This window comes from Jiangella ureilytica, from assembly GCF_004348545.1.
Lineage (GTDB): Bacteria > Actinomycetota > Actinomycetes > Jiangellales > Jiangellaceae > Jiangella > Jiangella ureilytica.
Genome location: NZ_SMKL01000005.1, coordinates 15,603 through 32,813 on the forward strand (window position 1 = coordinate 15,603; position 17,211 = coordinate 32,813).

Genomic DNA, 17,211 nt, shown 5'->3' on the forward strand with positions numbered 1-17,211 from the left:
TTGGCCTCCACGCAGGTCAACGCGCCCGGGACGCTCGGTGATGACCGAGCGGCCCGGGCGCGCCGCATCAGCCGACGGCGGGAGACGAGATCGGCACTGCTGTTCATCAGCCCGTGGATCATCGGGTTCCTGGTCTTCACGGCGTGGCCGATCATCTACAGCGCGTACCTGTCGCTGACCGACTACGACGTGATCAACAACCCGAACTACGTCGGGCTCGAGAACTACGAGGAGCTGTTCCGCGACCCCGACGTCGCGCTGGCGCTGTGGAACACGTTCTTCTTCACGATCATCCAGGTGCCGGTCTACGTCATCGTGTCGCTGGCGCTGGCGCTGCTGCTCGACAAGGCGGGGCGGGCGTCCGGGTTCTTCCGGACGGCCTTCTTCCTGCCGAAGATGACGCCGCCCGTGGCCGTGGGCATCCTGCTCCTGCTGCTGTTCAACGGGCAGAGCGGCCTGATCAACGAGGCGCTGAGCTGGTTCGGCATCGACGGCCCGGCGTGGACGACCGACCCCGACTGGGTGAAGCCCGGCCTCATCATCATGAGCCTGTGGTCCGTGGGGTCGTCGGTGATCATCCTGCTGGCCGCGCTGCGCAACGTGCCGCAGGAGCTCTACGACTCCGCGCGGGTCGACGGCGCGAACTGGTGGCAGCAGACCCGGAAGATCACCGTCCCGATGATCAGCGGTGCGCTGTTCTTCATCTTCATCGTCAACACCATCGCCGGGTTCCAGACGTTCACGGAGGCCTACACGGCGTTCTTCGGGTCCGGCAACACGACCTACAGCAACGACGCGGCGCTGTTCTACGTCATCTACCTGTTCCGCCAGGCGTTCGAGTTCCTCAACATGGGCTACGCCTCGGCGATGGCCTGGCTGCTGTTCGTGATCATCATGATCTTCACCGCGATCCAGATCAAGGTCAGCCGGCGGTTCGTCTACTACGAGGGTGAGCAGCGATGACGACGCAGACGCGGCTCGACTCCGAGGCGGCCGCGCCGGAGCCGCCGACTCCGCGGACGCCGGTGCGGCGCCGACGCAGGATCACGCCGGCCAAGGTGCTGATCTGGACCGGGCTGATCCTGGCGACGCTGATCTTCATCTACCCGTTCATCTGGCTGATCAGCGCCTCGTTCAAGCCCCGCGGGGAGGTCTTCGACAACAAGATCATCCCGGAGACGTTCACGTTCGACAACTACCTGAACGTCTGGCAGGAAGCGCCGATGGCGCTGTGGCTGTGGAACACGGTCCTGGTCACCGTGCTCGCGGCCGTGACCGTGACGGTCAGCAGCGCGATGGTGGCGTGGGGCTTCGCGTACTTCCGGTTCCGCGGCCGCAACCTGCTGTTCGGCGTGGTGCTGGCGACGATGATGCTGCCGGGCGCGGTGACGATGATCCCGCAGTTCCTCATCTGGAACAGCCTGGGGATGGTCGACACCCTCACGCCGCTGTGGGCGCAGAACCTGTTCGGCAGCGCGTTCTACATCTTCCTGCTCAGGCAGTTCTTCCTCGGGCTGCCCCGTGAGCTGTTCGACGCGGCGAAGATCGACGGCGCGAACAACTGGAAGATCTTCACCCGCATCGCCATGCCGCTGTGCAAGCCGGCGCTGATCATCACGCTGCTCTTCGAGTTCCAGGCGATCTGGACCGACCTCATGCGGCCGCTGATCTACCTGCGCGACAGCGACAACTTCACCGTCCCTCGAGGTCTGAAGGCGCTGCTGGACCAGTACGGCTTCGGCGGCGAGTGGCACTGGGAGATCGTGGTCACGGCGAGCGTCATCACGACGGTCCCGATGATCATCCTGTTCTTCCTCGGCCAGCGGCACTTCGTCCAGGGCATCGCGACGACCGGCAGCAAGGGGTGACGACGGTCGACCTCAGTGGTTCCTGGTCGATTCGCGAGGCGCTCGGCGACACCTGGCAGTGGTACGTCGACCAGCCGGTCACGGCGCGCAACAACGTGAGCGCCGCGGCCGGCGTGGTCGCGCGGGCACCGGGCTGGCTGCCGGCCCGGGTGCCCGGCGCGGTGATCGCCGACCTGCACCGGGCCGGCGAGCTGCCGTCGCCGTACGTCGGACGGAGCTCGCGGTCCGCGGAGTGGGTGAGCACGCGGTCGTGGGTGTACCGGCGGTCGTTCTCGGCTCCCCGTCCGGGCGCCGGGGAGCGGGCCGTGCTCTGCCTGGACGGTGTCGACCCCGGCGGGACGGTGTTCGTCGACGGCGTGCGCGTGGGCTCGGTGGGCGGGCTGTACCGGCCGGCGCGGCTCGACGTGACGGCGCTGGTGGCCGGCGGTGGCGAGCATCGGCTGGCGGTCGTGGTCGACCCGGCGCCGGAGTCGCAGCCGCAGGTCGGCCGCACCGACCTGGTCCGGGTGCACGCGCCGCGGATGGGCTACGGCTGGGACTTCTGCCCGCGGCTGGTGCACCAGGGCATCTGGCGCGGCGTCCGGCTGGAGATCGGGACCACGCTGGTCGAGGCGCTGTCGGTGCGGCCTCGGGTGTCCGAGGACCTGGCGTCGGCGACGGTGCACGTCTCGGGCCGGGTGCACCTGTCTTCCGGGGCGACGGCGTCGGCTGCGGCTTCCGCCGAGGTCCGGCTGGGTGGCGCCGTGGTCGCGGCCGGTCCGGTCGACGTGGGCGACGACGGTGTCCTGCTCGGCGCCGTCGTGGTCCCGGAGCCGGCGCTGTGGTGGCCGAACGGGCTCGGTGAGCAGCCGCTGTACGAGGTCGTCGTGCACGTGGGCGAGGTGTCGCACCGGGTCGTGACGGGGTTCCGGCGCGCCGCGTTCACCCGCAACGCGGGCGGACCGGCAGGCGCGCTCCCCTACACGGCGGTCGTGAACGGCCAGCCGGTCGAGCTGACCGGCTGGAACTGGGCGCCGGCCGACGCGCTGTACGGCGAGATCGCCGCGGCGAAGGTGGAGCACCTGGTCGGCCTGGCCCGGCGGTCCGGCGCGCGGCTGTTGCGGGTCTGGGGTGGCGGGCTGGTCGAGACGCCGGCGTTCTATGCGGCCTGCGACCGCGCCGGGCTGTTCGTCTGGCAGGAGTTCTCCCAGTCCAGCTCCGGGATGCAGAGCGCGCCGACGGACGACCCGGCGTTCGTCGCCCACCTGCGGGCCGAGGCGAACGCCGTCGTGCCCCCGCGCACGCACCACCCGTCGCTGCTGATGTGGGGTGGCGGCAACGAGCTCGAGGACGACGCCGGGCCGCTGACCGAGCAGCGCTCCCCCGCCCTGGCGGCGTTGCGCGACGAGGTGGCCCGGCTGGACCCGGGCCGGCACTGGGTCGCGACGTCGCCCACCGGCCCGCGCTTCCACTTCCGGCCCGATGACGACGAGCGGCACGACGTGCACGGACCCTGGGAGCACCAGGGCCTCACGGCGCACTACACGCTGTACGACGGTGGCACGGCGCTGGCGCACACGGAGTTCGGCGTCGAGGGCATGGCCAACCGGCGGCTGTGGACCGCCCTGGTGCCGCCGGCGGACCGCTGGCCGGTCGGGCGCGAGAACCCCCTCTACCGGCATCTCGGGGACTGGTGGAACAACGCGGCGCTCGTTCAGGAGTGCTTCGGCGGCCGGCTGACCACCCCCGGCGAGTTCCGTCGCGCCAGCCAGTTCCTCCAGGCCAGCGGGCTGGCATACGCCGTGGAGGCGGACCGGCGGCGCTGGCCGCGGACCAGCGTCGTGTTGCCCTGGCAGCTGGCGGAGTCGTACCCGAACGCCTGGTGCACGGCCGTCGTCGACCACGCCGGCGAGCCCAAGCCGGCCTTCCACGCCGTCAGCCGGGCGTTCGCCCCGGAGCGGGTCACGGGCCGACTGGACCGGCTGGCGTTCGACGGCGGGCCGGTCGGCGTCGAGGCCTGGCTCTGGTCCTCGCCTGGCCGGGCGGCCGGTGGGACGGTGACCGCCCGGCTGCTCGACGCGCACGGCGTCGTCCTGGCCGAGGAGCGCTGGCCGCAGGCCGACGCCGTCGCGACGCCTCGCGCGGCCGGCCGGCTCACCGTCGCCGCCGCGCCGAAGGCCGCAGTGGTGCTCGCCGAGCTGACCTGGACCGACGCCGACGGGACACTGATCGACCGGGAGGTCGTGCCGCTGTCGACGGCGGCCGACCTCACCCCGATGCTCGGCCTCGAGCCGGCCACGATCCGGTTCCACGTGGAACATCCGGGCGATTCGGGCCCGCGGTGGACGGTCGAGGTCGCCCACACCGCCGGGCCCGCCGTCGTCGGGCTGCAGCTCAGCGACGACCGGCCGCCGGAGTCGACCGGCTGGGCCGTGGTCGACAACGACCCGCGGCCTCTGCTGCCGGGCGAGCGGCGCCGGTTCACCGTCGAGTGGCGTCACGACACGGGTCCCCGCCGGCTGCTGCTGGAGTCGTGGAACACCGAACCCGTTCTTCTGGAGGACGTATGACCTTCCGCTTCCCGCCGGAGTTCCTGTGGGGTGCGGCCACGTCGGCCCATCAGATCGAGGGCAGCCTGGACGCCGACGGGCGTGGCGAGTCGGTCTGGGACGTGTTCGCCCGGCGGCCCGGCGCGATCGAGGGAGGCGGCGACGGCTCGCTGGCCAGCGACTCGTACCGCCGCTGGGCCGACGACGTCGAGCTGATCGCCGGGCTCGGCCTGAACGCGTACCGGTTCTCCGTCGGCTGGTCGCGGATCGTGCCCGACGGCCGCGGCCGGGTCGAGAAGCGCGGCCTCGACCACTATGAGCGGTTGGTCGACGCGCTGCTGGACCGCGGCGTGACACCGGTGCTGACGCTGAACCACTGGGACATGCCGCAGGCGCTCATGGCCGGCGGCGGCTGGGTGGCCAGGTCGTCGGTCGACGCGTTCGCCGAGTTCACCACCGCCGTCGCCGACCGCCTGGCCGACCGGGTCGAGTGGTGGGTCACGCAGAACGAGCCGTGGATCATCGCGCTGCTCGGCTACCAGCTCGGGCTGCACGCACCCGGCATCCGTGATCTCGGTGCGTCGGTGGCGGCCGGGCACCACGTCATGCTGGCCCACGGCGCGGGAGCGGACGTGCTGCGCGCCCACCGCGGCGTCAGGGCCGGCGTCGCGCTGAGCCTGTTCCCGTGCGATCCGGCGACTCCGTCGGCCGAGGATGCCGCGGCGGCGTGGGGCTCCGACGGCTACGTGAACCGCTGGTACCTCGACCCGCTGGCCGGCCGTGGCTACCCCGACGACATGCGCGAACACTACGAGCGCGCGCTGGGCCGGGAGCTGACCGAGATCCGCGACGGCGACGAGGCGGCCATCGCCGGACGCAGCGACTTCCTCGGCGTCAACTACTACACACGCCGGGTCATGGCCGCCGCGCCCGCCGGCGACGCGCGTCCGTTCCCCTGGCAGGTGGCCGGGCCGTCCGGTGACGTCGCCCGCACAGACGAGGGCTGGGAGATCGCGCCGGACTCCTTCCGCGACCTGTTGCTCCGGCTGCATCGCGACTATCCGTTCCCGCTGCTGGTCACCGAGAACGGCGGCGTCTTCGGCGACGCGCCGCTGCACGACGGCCGGGTCCGCGACACGCGCCGCCAGTCGTTCCTGCGCGGCCACGTGCGCGCCATGGGCGAGGCGATGGCGGCCGGCGCCGACGTGCGCGGCTACCTGCACTGGTCGCTGCTGGACAACTTCGAGTGGTCGCTGGGCTACCGGCCGCGGTTCGGCCTGGTGCACGTCGACTACCCGAGCGGCCGGCGGACGGTGAAGGACTCCGGCCGGCTCTACGCCCGCATGATCGCGGCCGGTACGGCCGACGTCGAGGAGAGTGAGGACGCGTGACGCTGACCGTGACCGAGAGCGACGGCGGCATGCTCGTCACCGGCGCGGGCTACGGACTGCAGGTGCATGCCGAGCAGCCGCGGGCGGTGCTCCGTGACGCCGACGGGAAGGTCTGGACCGAGCTGTCGCTGCTCGCCGGACTGGACCTGGTCGGCGGCCGGGACGAGTCGTACGACCTCGCACCGGCCCGCGTCGTCGAGCGTACCGATCGCGCGGTCGAACTGGTCGTGGCGTCGATGAGCTCGCTGTGGGAGCGCAAGGCCGTGCACGTGCGCTGCACGGCGGCCGGGCTCGAGGTGTGGGCCACCGTGTCGGGACGGCGCCCGGGCACCGGGGCCACGGCCCGGCTGGGCGAGGTGACGATGCTGGGCGGCCGGGCGGTGCTGCCCAACGGCGCCGGCGGGACGTTCCGGTCGGCCATCCGGTTCGCGTCGCTGTTCAGCCCGACGCCGACAGAGCCGGTGCACGTGGTCCGTCCATCGACCGCCGGCGCGTCGCTGGGCGTCGTCGGTGACGCCGAGCCCGGCCGGCTGCACGGCATCTTCTCTCCGCCCCCGCTGTGCTGGGCGCTGGGTGACCGGCTGGCCGAGGACGCGACCGACGTCCCGGCAGGCCGCTGGTGGGGGCTGTCCGTCCGGGCGCCGGTCGACGAGCTGACCATGACGGCGGTCCGGTACGCGCCGCTGGACGGCGGATTCCTGCTGCGCCTGGACTACGAGGGGCACACCGTCGTCGGCGACGGATTCCGCACGCCGACGCTCGTGCTGCGGCCGGCCGCCACCCCCTGGCAGGCGCTGGCGGACTACCGCGACGACCTGGTCGCGCGGGGGCTGGCGCCGTCGCCGCCCCCGCCCGGACCGGACTGGTGGGCCGAGCCGATCTTCTGTGGCTGGGGCGCCCAGTGTGCCCGCATCGCGGCGCTGAAGGTCGAGCCGGCCGGTGACGCCGACGGGCTGATCGGCGCGGCCACCGCCGCTACGGCCGCTCACCTGGCCCGGCAGGACGTGTACGACGAGTTCCTGGCCGTCCTCGACAAGGGCGGGCTCGACCCCGGCACGATCGTCATCGACGACCGCTGGCAGGCCACGTACGGCACCGGCGACGTCGACCTCGACCACTGGCCGGACCTGCGCGGCTGGATCGCCGCCCGGCACGCCGAGGGCCGCAAGGTGCTGCTGTGGTGGAAGGCCTGGGATCCCCAAGCGCTGCCGGTCGAGGAATGTGTCACCGACCCGCTCGGCCGGCCGGTCGCCGTCGACGTCGCGAGCCCGGCGTACCGCGCCCGGCTGCGGCGGATCGTGACGGAACTGATCGGCCCGGACGGCCTGGACGCCGACGGGTTCAAGGTCGACTTCACCCAGCGGTCGCCGTCGGGAGAGTCGCTGCGCGCCACTGAGGGGCCGTGGGGCATCGCCGCCCTGCACACGCTGCTGGGCACGATGACCGAGGCGGCGAAGGCGGCGAAGCCCGACGCACTGATGGTCACCCACACGCCGCACCCCTCGTTCGGCGACGTCTGCGACATGGTCCGCCTCAACGACGTGCTGGAGCGCGACAACGCCGGCGACCCGGTGCACGTGGTCGAGCAGCTGCGGTTCCGGTTCGGCGTCGCCGACAGCAGCCTGCCGGGGCACCTGGTCGACACCGACCAGTGGCCGATGCCGGACCGGGCGTCCTGGCGCGCCTACGTGGAGGCGCAGGCGACGCTCGGCCCGCTGGCCGTGCCGGCGCTGTACTACCTGGAGTCCATCGACGGCTCCGGCGAGGAACTGACGGCGGACGACCTCGGCCTGGTCGCGCGGACGTGGGCGGCCTACCGCTCCGGGCGGGGGACCGCATGACCGATGTCGTGGTCTACGGCGCGACCTCGGGCGGAGTGTGCGCGGCGGTCGCGGCTGCCCGGGCCGGCGCGTCCGTCGTGCTGCTCGAGCCCGGCCGGCACGTGGGTGGCATGACGTCCGGCGGGCTCGGCTACACCGACGTCGGCGACGTGCGCGTGGTGGGCGGGATGGCCGGCGACCTGCGGCGGGCCGTCGCCGACTGGTACCGCGTGCCCGAGGGCCACTACGCGGGCCCGGAACCGCACGTCGCCGAGGCCATCCACCGCGGCTGGCTCGAGCAGGCCGGCGTCGACGTCCGGTTCGGCGCGGTCCTCACCGCCGCCACCACCACGCCCGGCGACGTCATCGGCCCGGTCGTGCTCGGGGACGGCTCGCAGGTCGCCGCGGCGGTCTTCGTCGATGCGTCCTACGAGGGCGACCTGCTCGCCGCGGCGGGCGTGCCGTACGCCGTCGGGCGCGAGGACCGGTCGCTGTACGGCGAGCGGTACGCCGGGCGGCAGGAGCTGGTCCCGGGCCGGCACACCATGCCGCCGTGGATCTCGCCGTTCGCCGGCGACCAGAGTGGCGAGGAGGGCGGCCCCGTCCTGCCGCAGCTGCACGACCGGCCGCCGGCGCCGGTAGGGAGCGGCGACGGCGGTGTCATGTCCTACGGCTACCGGGTCTGCCTGACGCAAGCGGCGGACCGGGTGCCGTTCGAGCGCCGCGACGGCTACGACGAGGCGTACTGGGAGCTCGGGCGGCGGCTCTTCGACCGGTGGCGGCGCGACGGTGTGCAGGTGCGGGCCGGGCAGCTGCTCGGGCTGGAGCAGAACCTGCCGAACGGCAAGTGCGACGGCAATTCGATCGGCCCGTTCTCGCTCAGCGTGCTGGACGGCTCGGCGTGGGCGTATCCCGAGGCCGACGCCGCGGAGCGGGAGCGGATCCGGCTGCACCACCTGCACCACGCCCAGGACTTCCTGTACTTCCTGTCGCACGATGACGCGGTACCGGTGGCGGTGCGTGCGGAGATGGAGCGGTGGGGCTACGCCGCCGACGAGTTCGCCGACACCGGCCACCTGCCGCACCAGCTCTACGTCCGCGAGGCGCGCCGGATGCTCGGCGAGTACGTGCTGACCGAGCACGACCTGCTGCCGTCGCCGCGCCCACAGCACGACGTCGTCGCGATGGGCTCGTACCACGTCGACATCCGCGAGGTGCAGCGCACGTGGCGCTGGGTCGCCGAGCACCCGCGGCCGGTCGGCATGGTCGTCACCGAGGGCTACCTGTCGGTGCCGGTGCGGCCGTACCCGGTCCCCTACCGCGCCCTCGTGCCGCGCTTCGCCGACTGCAGGAACCTGCTGGTTCCGGTCTGCCTGTCCGCGTCGCACGTGGCGTTCGCGTCGGTGCGCATGGAGGTGCAGTACCAGATGCTCGGCCACGCCGCCGGGCTGGCGGCGGCCGAGTCGGCGCGGACCGGCCGGCCGGTCCAGTCGATCGACGTGCCCCGGCTGCAGGACGCTCTCAGCGACGCGGGCCAGGTCCTCTCGCTCTGACGCATCGATCGGCCGAGCGAGGGCCAGCAGGGTGACTGAACGCCTGAGGGTGGCTGTCTGTGCGGCGGGCATTGTGCTCAGGCCATTGCCCTTGGCACCCGCACGTTGACGCACCCTCCCGTCTCTTGCACGGTTGTGCCCGCCGCACCTCATACCCCCGGGGGAGCACCCTGACGCTCGCCGTCGGTGCTGGCGGGCCAGGTTTCCCAGAATTCCGGCCACCGCCCTGCCTGGCTCTGGTGGTGCCCTCGGTGCCGCTGCGATCCTCCTGAACCGACGGATCAGGACGGGCACCTGGGACCGAATGAGGTCGTCCATGTTCACTCGCATCGGGATGCTCGCCGCCCGGCACGCGCGCGTCATCCTCGTCGCCACCGCCGTCCTGGCGGCCGTCGCCATCGGGTTCGGGCTCACCGCGTTCGGCAAGCTCCAGACCGAGGGCTTCACCGATCCCGGCGCGGAGTCGACCACGGCCGACGAACTGGTCGACGAGCGGTTCGGCGGCAGCGCCGACCTGGTCTTCCTCGTCGACGCCGGCGACGCGGGCGTCGACGATCCCGCCGTCGCCACGGCCGGGGAGGAGCTGACCGCGCGGCTGGCCGAGGACCCGGCGCTGTCGGAGGTGACGTCGTACTTCGGCACCGGCGCGCCCGCACTGCGGTCCGAGGACGGCCGGTACGCGCTGGTGGTCGCGCACCTCGAGTCCGACGACGGCGACGGTGGCGTCGTCGAGCTGCGCGACGCGTACGCCACCGGCGACGGGCCGATCGAGGTGACCCTCGGCGGCGGCGCGGCCGTCGGGCTGGACATCCGCGACCAGGTCAAGGCCGACCTCGCGCTGGCCGAGGCGATCGCCGTCCCGCTGATCCTCATCCTGCTGCTGCTCGCGTTCGGCAGCCTGGTCGCGGCGTCACTGCCGCTGGCGCTCGGTGCGATCGCGGTGTTCGGCACGTTCGCCGCGCTGTCGGTCATCGGGTCGCTCACCGACGTCTCGGTGTTCGCGATCAACCTCACGACGGCGCTCGGCCTCGGCCTGGCGGTCGACTACGCGCTGCTCATCGTCGGCCGGTTCCGGGAGGAGCTGGGGGCCGGCCGCTCCACGACCGACGCGGTCGTGCGCACCGTCGAGACGGCCGGGCGGACCATCGCCTTCAGCGCGGCGACGGTGGCGGCGGCGCTGGCCGTCCTGCTGGTCTTCCCGCTCTACTTCCTGCGGTCGTTCGCCTACGCGGGCATCGCCGTGGTCGTCATCGCGATGGTCGGCGCGCTGCTGGTGCTGCCGGCGCTGCTGGCGGTCATCGGCCCGCGGGTCGACCGGGGCCGGCTGCCCTGGGCTCGGAACCGGCCGACGAGCACGGAGTCGACGTTCTGGCGCCGGGTCGCCGCCGCCGTGACCCGCCGCCCGGTGCTGTCCGCGCTCCCCGTCGTCGCCCTCCTGCTGCTGGCCGCGGCGCCGCTGCTGAAGGTCGAGTTCGGCACGCCGGACGACCGCGTGCTCACCACGGCCAGCGACAGCCGGGTGGTCGGCGACGCGATGCGGGCCTCGTTCCCGGCGGACGACACCCGGGCGTTCCAGGTGGTGATCACGCCGGAACCGCCGGCCGACGCCGTCGACAGCTATGCCGCGGAGCTGTCGGACCTGCCCGCTGTGACGGAGGTGACCTCGACGGCGGGCACGGACGCGACCCTCCTGCTCGTGCACACCGACGTGGACCCGCGCTCGGCCGAGGCGCAGGATCTCGTCGGCGCGATCCGCGAGGTCGAGCCGGCCGGCGGCGCGACGGCGCTGGTCGGCGGCGAGGCGGCCCGGCTGGTCGACAGCAAGGAGGCGATCGGCAGCCGGCTCTGGTTCGCAGCCGGTGCGATCGCGGTGATCATGTTCGTGCTGCTCTTCCTGTTCACCGGCGGCGTTCTGCAGCCGCTGCGGGCGCTGCTGTTCAACCTGTTCGCGCTGTCGGCGACGCTCGGCCTGATGGTGCTGGTCTTCCAGGAGGGCTGGTTCTCGCCGGCGCTCGGCTTCACTCCGCTGCCATTGGACATCAGCATGCTCGTGCTGCTCTTCTGCATCGCGTTCGGGCTGTCCATGGACTACGAGGTGTTCGTGGTCAGCCGGGTCAAGGAACGCCACGACGCCGGCGCGGCGCCGGTCCCCGCCGTGGTCGACGGCCTGTCGCACACCGGCCGCATCGTCACGACGGCCGCGGTGCTGCTGGCGGTCAACTTCTTCGCGTTCGGCACCAGCGGCGTCAGCTTCATCCAGATGTTCGGCATCGGCAGCGGCATCGCCATCCTCATCGACGCGACCCTGGTCCGCGGCGTGCTCGTGCCGGCCGGACTGCGGCTGCTCGGCCCGGCGGCGTGGTGGGCGCCGGCACCGCTGCGGCGCGTGCACGAGCGGTTCGGCCTGCGCGAGGCCGCGGCGGAGCCGACCGAGCCGGACCCCGTCGGCACCCCGTCGCCCTGAGCCTTGCCAAAACAGTATCCGTAGGACACAGTTATCTCGACCGGAAATAGTTGACCGTTGGACACAGATCAGGGAGCGGAGCAATGACCGCACGTATGGGCAGGGTGATCTGCAACATCACGATCTCGGCCGACGGTTACGTCGCCGGCGCCGGCCAGACCGAGGAGCGCCCGTTCGGCAACGACGGCGGCGACGGGTTCGGCGACAAGCTGCATGCCTGGATGTTCGACACTCCCGAGGAGAACCGCGCCGAGGTCGACGAGCTCGCCGCCTACCAGGCGGTCATCATGGGGCGGAACATGTTCGGGCCGGTGCGGGGCGCCTGGGACCGGCAGTGGAACGGCTGGTGGGGCGACGACCCGGTGTTCCACGCCCCGGTCTTCGTCCTCACCCATCACGCGCGTGAGCCCCAGCCGATGGCGGGCGGCACGACGTACCACTTCGTGACCGACGGCATCGAGTCCGCGTTGAACCAGGCACGCGCCGCGGCCGGCGACGGCGACGTCTCGGTCCTGGGCGGCGCGGCGACCATCAACCAGTACCTCGCCGCCGGCCTGGTCGACGAGCTGCGGCTGCACGTCGTGCCGCTCACGCTGGGCTCCGGCGCGCGGCTGTTCGAGGACGTCCCGCCGCTGCGGCTGGAGCAGGTGAAGTCGCGGCCGGCGAGCTCGGTCACGCACGTGACCTACCGCCTGCTGCCCTGACTGCGGGCGGGGCGGCAGGGTCCGCCGTCAGCGAGCCAGCACCGCCCGGACGAACGGCGGAACCACGGTCCTGAGCACGTTCTGCTGCTCGTGGGACTCGGCGACGGCGAGGGCGCCGGCCGCCGCCGTCCGTTCGGCGTCGCCCGCCGACGGCGCCAGCGCGGCCAGGGCGGCGAGCCCAGCCCGGCCGGTGTCGGCGAGCGCGACCAGCCACGGCATGACCTCGCGCTCGATCCGGTCGGCCGGCTCCCGCTGGACCCGGTCGGCCGGTTCCCGCTCGATCTGGTCGGCGGGGTCCGGCTCGATCCGGTCGCCCGGCTCTCGATCGTCGGTGGACCCCGCCCGGTGAGGGAGGGTCCCCACCCTACGGGCGGGCACCGACACTCGCGCATCGCGACCGTCGTCGGGCTCGCGACCGCCGACCGGCTCGCGATCGCCGACCGGCTCGCGACCGCCGTCGGGCTCGCGACCTTCGACCGGCTCGCGACCGGCGCCGGGCTCGCGACCTTCGACCGGCTCGCGACCGGCGCCGGGCGCGGCCGCGACCATCGCCGTGAAGCGGTCCCGGAGTTGCTCGGCCGCCGCGGCCGATCCGTCCAGCGTCGCGTCGCACAGCGCGGACAGCTCAGGATCCTGGGGGGCCGACGGCGGCCACGACGCGCACGCGCGGGCCAGCGTCCGGACCGCCTCGGTCGCTCCGACGGCGTCCAGCGCGCGGGCGTGCGCGGAGTCCGGGTCGTAGGCCGCGAGGTTCCACGCCCAGTCCGCCACCGTCGCGACCGCGATCTGCGACGCGGCCTCGTGCGGCATCGGGTTCGCCGTGATCCCGGCGAGGCGCGCCCCGTCCAGTGCGGCCGGCCGGCCGAGCAGCGGGCCGAGGAACAGGCGGGGGAAGTCGAAGTCGTTGACCGGGAAGTTGTCCCAGAGCAGCAGCTCGTGCCCGTAGGACTCCGCCGCCGCGTCGATCTCCGCCCGGGTGATGTCGCCGACCACCACGTCGCGGCCGGTCCACCACACCAGCACCTCGGGCGGCAGCTCGGCGGCCAGCAGGTCGCGGTGCGGGGTCGGCGCCGTCCCCGCGTAGTCGGTCGGCACCATGATCAGCGGCCGGTCCAGGGCGAGCCGCTCGATCACCTGGCGGCAGATCGCCGCGTGCGCGCGGGCCGACGACCCCGGCGCGGAGCCGAACGCGACCCGGTCCGCGTCGTGCGAGAGGTCCGGCGCGATGTCGTCGAACAGGAGCGCGACGTCGCGCACACCCACCTGCCGGACCTGCTCGAGCTTCGCGATCAGCAGGTCCACCTCGGCCGGGTCGCTGTAGACCATCGAGAGGCCGGGTGAGACGGAGAACACGAACCGCACGTGCGACCGCCGCGCCGCCGCTGCCAGCTCCCCGATCCGCGCGAGCTCGGCCGCCGGGTACGGGTCGCGCCACTGTGCACGGTGGAACGGGTCGTCCTTCGGCGCGTACACGTACGTGTTGAGCTTGTGCCGCCCGGCGAACTCCAGGTGCGCCAGCCGGTCCGCGTGCGACCACGGCGGGCCGTAGAAGCCCTCGATGGTGCCGCGCCAGCGCAGGTCGGGCCGGTCCTCGATGGTGACGGGCGGCAACACCCCACCCGTCGATGCCGCCAGCGCCCGCAGCGTCTGCGCGCCGTAGAACGCGCCGGCCGGGTCCGACCCGGTGATCGTCACCGTCGCGCCGTCGACGGTGAGGCGGTATCCCTCGGCGGATCCGCCCGGCTCGATCCCGACGACGACGGCGACCCGCTCGCCTTCGGCGACGGTCGGCAGCGCGGCCACGACCGCGGCGGCGTTCTCGCAGGTCGGGGGCGCCTCGACGGTGACGGAACCGACGCTGACGCCGTCGTCGCCGGTGAGTTCGAGGTGGTGCGGACGCGGGCACAGCTTGTCTGTGACAAGAGGCGTCGACATTGTGGGAACGATACCATCAGGCCCATGTCGTGGAATGAGGTCGCGCCCGGGGCGTTCCGGGTCCGGGACACCTGCAACGTCTACGTCGTCCGATCGCCCAACGGGCGCGACGGCATCGCCGTCGACTTCGGGTCCGGCGCGGTGCTCGACCACCTCGCCGACATGGGCATCGAGCGGCTGACCGACGTCCTCATGACCCACCACCACCGCGACCAGGGCCAGGGGCTGCCGCGCGCCGTGGCGGCCGGCATCGCCGTCCACGTGCCGCCGGTCGAGCAGGACCTGTTCGCGCACGTCGACGACCTGTGGGCGGCTCGGCCGCTCGTCAACGACTACAACCTGCGCCAGGACAAGTTCTCGATCCTCGACCCGGTGCCGGTCGCGGGCACCGTCCCCGAGTACCGCACCGCCACCTACGGCGGCGTCGAGGTCCGGGTGCTCCCGACGCCCGGGCACACCACCGGCTCGGTCACCTACGTCGTCGGCGGCATCGCGTTCACCGGCGACCTCATCCACTCGCCGGGCAAGGTCTGGTCACTGGCCGCCACCCAGTGGTCGTACACCGAGAACGAGGGCCCGGCCATGACGGTCCTCAGCTGCTACCAGCTGCTCGAGGAGCCGCTGGACCTGCTGCTGCCGTCGCACGGCGAGCCGATGGACGACCCGCACGGCGCGCTGGGCCTGCTGGCCGAGCGGATGCAGCGCTACGTCGACGCCCGGCGGCCGTACCCCTGGGACCTGCGCGCCCGGCTCGACAACCCGTTCCGCCAGCTCACGCCGCACCTGCTGCTGAACGTCAGCAGCAACTCCAGCTCGTACGTGCTGGTGTCGGAGACGGGCAACGCGCTGGTCATCGACTACGGCTACGACATGACCACCGGCCTGCCCGCGGGCACCGACCGCGCGTCGCGGCGGCCCTGGCTGGCGTCGCTGCCGGCGCTGCGCCGCCAGCACGGGGTCACGAAGGTCGAGGTGGCGCTGCCGACGCACTACCACGACGACCACGTGGCCGGGATGCCGCTGCTGCGCGACGTCGAGGGGACGCAGATCTGGGCGCCGGAGCACGTGACGCCGATCCTCGATCACCCGGAGCGCTACGACCTGCCGTGCCTCTGGTACGACCCGATCCCCGTCGACCGGTCGCTGCCCCTCGGCGAGTCGTTCCGCTGGCACGAGTACGAGATCACGGTGCACGACCTCCCCGGCCACACGCTGTACCACGCGGGCTTCGAGTTCGAGGTCGACGGCGTGCGCGTGCTGGCGACCGGGGACCAGCAGGAGGGCCTGGGCAGCTCGGGCGGGCGCCGCGAGCTGCTGAACTACCAGTACCGCAACCTGTTCCGCGTCGGCGACTACCGGCGCAGCGCCGAGCTGTACCGCCGGGTCGCGCCGGGGCTGATGGTCTCCGGGCACTGGGAGCCGCGCTGGGTCGACGACGCCTACCTCGACCTGCTGACCGAGCTCGGCGACGAGCTCGTGGAGTTGCACGAGGAGCTGCTGCCGCTCGAGACGGTCGACCTCGGCGCCGGCGGTGTCGCCGCGGCCATCGCGCCCTACCGCAGCCGGGTCGCCGTCGGCGCCACCCAGCGGCTCGACGTCACGGTGCGCAACCCGCTGCCCGAGAAGGCCGAGGTCACCGTACGGATGGTGATCCCGCTAGGCTGGGCCGCGGAACCGGCCGAGCAGGTGCTCACGCTGGCGGCCGGCGAAGAGGCCACCGCCACGTTCGACGTCACGGCCGGCGGCACGCCAAGGCGCCGCACACCGGTCGCGGCCGACGTGACGGCCGGCGAGCTGCGCCTCGGCCAGCACGTCGAGGCGTTCGTCGACGTCGTGGAGCCGTGACCGAGGGGGTGGCACAGAGTGGGGCGACGGGCCGACGGTGACGGCGCGGCTGCGGCCGGTGACGCCGGGCCGGAGCTGATGCGCCGCGCGACCATCAAGGACGTCGCCGTGGCCGCCGGGGTCTCGCGGTCGACGGCGTCGCGCGCCCTCACCGGCCGTGGCTACGTCGCCACCGACGTGCGCGAGCGCGTCCTCGCCGCCGCCGAGAACCTCCGCTACGTCCCCGACGCCACCGCCCGCTACCTCAAGCAGCAGGTCAGCCTGTCGCTCGGCGTGCTGGTCTCGGACCTGCGCAACTCCTTCTACGCGCGGCTCGCCGCCGGCGTCGGCCAGGCCGCCCGCTCCCAGGGCTACAGCCTGGTGCTGGCCGAGGACGGTGGCTCCGCCGAGGCCCAGGTCGAGGCGGCCGAGACGTTCGTCGCCACACGGGTCGCCGGGGTGGTCGTCACGCCGGTCTCCGCCGACGTCACCACGTACCTCTTCCGGCACCGCATCCCCGTGGTCGAGATCGACCGGCAGTTCGCCGCCGGCGAGTGCGACGCCGTCGTCGTCGACAACCAGGGCGCCTCGCAGCGGGTCATCGAGCACCTCGTCGGGCTCGGGCACCGGCGCATCGCGCTGTTCATCGACGAGACCACCTGGACCACCGGCCGCGAGCGGCACGCCGGCTACCAGGCGGCACTGGCGGCGGCCGGCATCGCGCTCGACCCCGACCTCGTCGTCTCCTCCGGCTGGGACGTCGACGCCGCGCGGGCCGCCGCCCGGACGCTGCTCGGCCCGGACGAGCGGCCGACCGCGGTGTTCGCCGCCAACAACGTCCTCGCCGAGGGGGTCTGGCGGGCGGCGAGCGACCTCGGCCTGACGATTCCCGACGACGTCAGCCTGGTCTCCTTCGACGACGCGCCCTGGATGAGCCTGGTCACGCCCGGCCTCACCGCCGTCGCTCAGGACGAGGCCGCGTTGGGCGAGACCGCCGTGCGCCGGCTGCTCGAGCGCATCGCCGAGCCCGACGCCGCGCCGGTCACCGTCATGGTCTCAACGCGCATCGTCCACCGCGCATCGACCCGCACCATCACTGCCTGACTGCCGTTCCCGGCGGCCGC

11 protein-coding genes are annotated in these 17,211 nt (G+C 73.1%); 10 read left to right on the top strand and 1 reads right to left on the bottom strand.

Going from position 1 to position 17,211, the window contains the following annotated elements:
• The 8 genes from E1212_RS03160 (at nt 1) to E1212_RS03195 (ending at nt 12,328) form a co-directional block, all read left to right on the top strand.
• Nucleotides 1-963 carry a carbohydrate ABC transporter permease gene (locus tag E1212_RS03160; protein ID WP_203416288.1) on the top strand — a complete coding sequence of 321 codons (963 nt, stop codon included), beginning with the start codon at nt 1-3 and terminating at the stop codon, nt 961-963.
• Nucleotides 960-1,868, top strand: coding sequence for a carbohydrate ABC transporter permease (locus E1212_RS03165; protein ID WP_131979011.1), 909 nt, complete (start codon nt 960-962; stop codon nt 1,866-1,868). The genes E1212_RS03160 and E1212_RS03165 overlap by 4 nt, the downstream gene beginning before the upstream one ends.
• Nucleotides 1,865-4,417 carry a glycoside hydrolase family 2 protein gene (locus tag E1212_RS03170; RefSeq protein ID WP_131979014.1) on the top strand — a complete coding sequence of 851 codons (2,553 nt, stop codon included), beginning with the start codon at nt 1,865-1,867 and terminating at the stop codon, nt 4,415-4,417. The genes E1212_RS03165 and E1212_RS03170 overlap by 4 nt, the downstream gene beginning before the upstream one ends.
• Nucleotides 4,414-5,787 (top strand): GH1 family beta-glucosidase, encoded by a 1,374-nt coding sequence (locus E1212_RS03175; RefSeq protein ID WP_131979018.1) that lies wholly within the window; start codon nt 4,414-4,416, stop codon nt 5,785-5,787. Before E1212_RS03170 ends, E1212_RS03175 begins: the two co-directional genes overlap by 4 nt.
• Nucleotides 5,784-7,628, top strand: a complete 1,845-nt coding sequence (locus E1212_RS03180) for an alpha-amylase family protein (RefSeq protein WP_131979021.1) — start codon at nt 5,784-5,786, stop codon at nt 7,626-7,628. The genes E1212_RS03175 and E1212_RS03180 overlap by 4 nt, the downstream gene beginning before the upstream one ends.
• The gene (locus tag E1212_RS03185; protein WP_131979024.1) at nt 7,625-9,160 is read left to right on the top strand and encodes an FAD-dependent oxidoreductase; all 1,536 of its coding nucleotides are present in this window, start codon (nt 7,625-7,627) and stop codon (nt 9,158-9,160) included. The genes E1212_RS03180 and E1212_RS03185 overlap by 4 nt, the downstream gene beginning before the upstream one ends.
• A gap of 316 nt (nt 9,161-9,476) precedes the next feature.
• Complete coding sequence (locus tag E1212_RS03190) at nt 9,477-11,624, top strand: MMPL family transporter (protein WP_131979027.1); 2,148 nt, start codon at nt 9,477-9,479, stop codon at nt 11,622-11,624.
• 83 nt (nt 11,625-11,707) lie between these two features.
• On the top strand, nt 11,708-12,328 hold the full coding sequence (locus tag E1212_RS03195; protein ID WP_131979030.1) for a dihydrofolate reductase family protein: 621 nt from the start codon (nt 11,708-11,710) through the stop codon (nt 12,326-12,328).
• A gap of 27 nt (nt 12,329-12,355) precedes the next feature.
• Here E1212_RS03195 and E1212_RS03200 read toward each other — a convergent pair whose 3' ends face one another.
• Nucleotides 12,356-14,263 carry a beta-N-acetylglucosaminidase domain-containing protein gene (locus E1212_RS03200; protein ID WP_131979033.1) on the bottom strand — a complete coding sequence of 636 codons (1,908 nt, stop codon included), beginning with the start codon at nt 14,261-14,263 and terminating at the stop codon, nt 12,356-12,358.
• 24 nt (nt 14,264-14,287) lie between these two features.
• On the opposite strand from E1212_RS03200, the gene E1212_RS03205 reads away from it, so the two are divergent.
• Nucleotides 14,288-16,108: an MBL fold metallo-hydrolase gene (locus tag E1212_RS03205; RefSeq protein WP_131979036.1), complete on the top strand. Its 1,821-nt coding sequence runs from the start codon at nt 14,288-14,290 to the stop codon at nt 16,106-16,108.
• Nucleotides 16,109-16,126: 18 nt separating this feature from the next.
• The gene (locus E1212_RS03210) at nt 16,127-17,191 is read left to right on the top strand and encodes a LacI family DNA-binding transcriptional regulator (RefSeq protein WP_203416289.1); all 1,065 of its coding nucleotides are present in this window, start codon (nt 16,127-16,129) and stop codon (nt 17,189-17,191) included.
• The last annotated feature ends 20 nt before the right edge of the window (nt 17,192-17,211 follow it).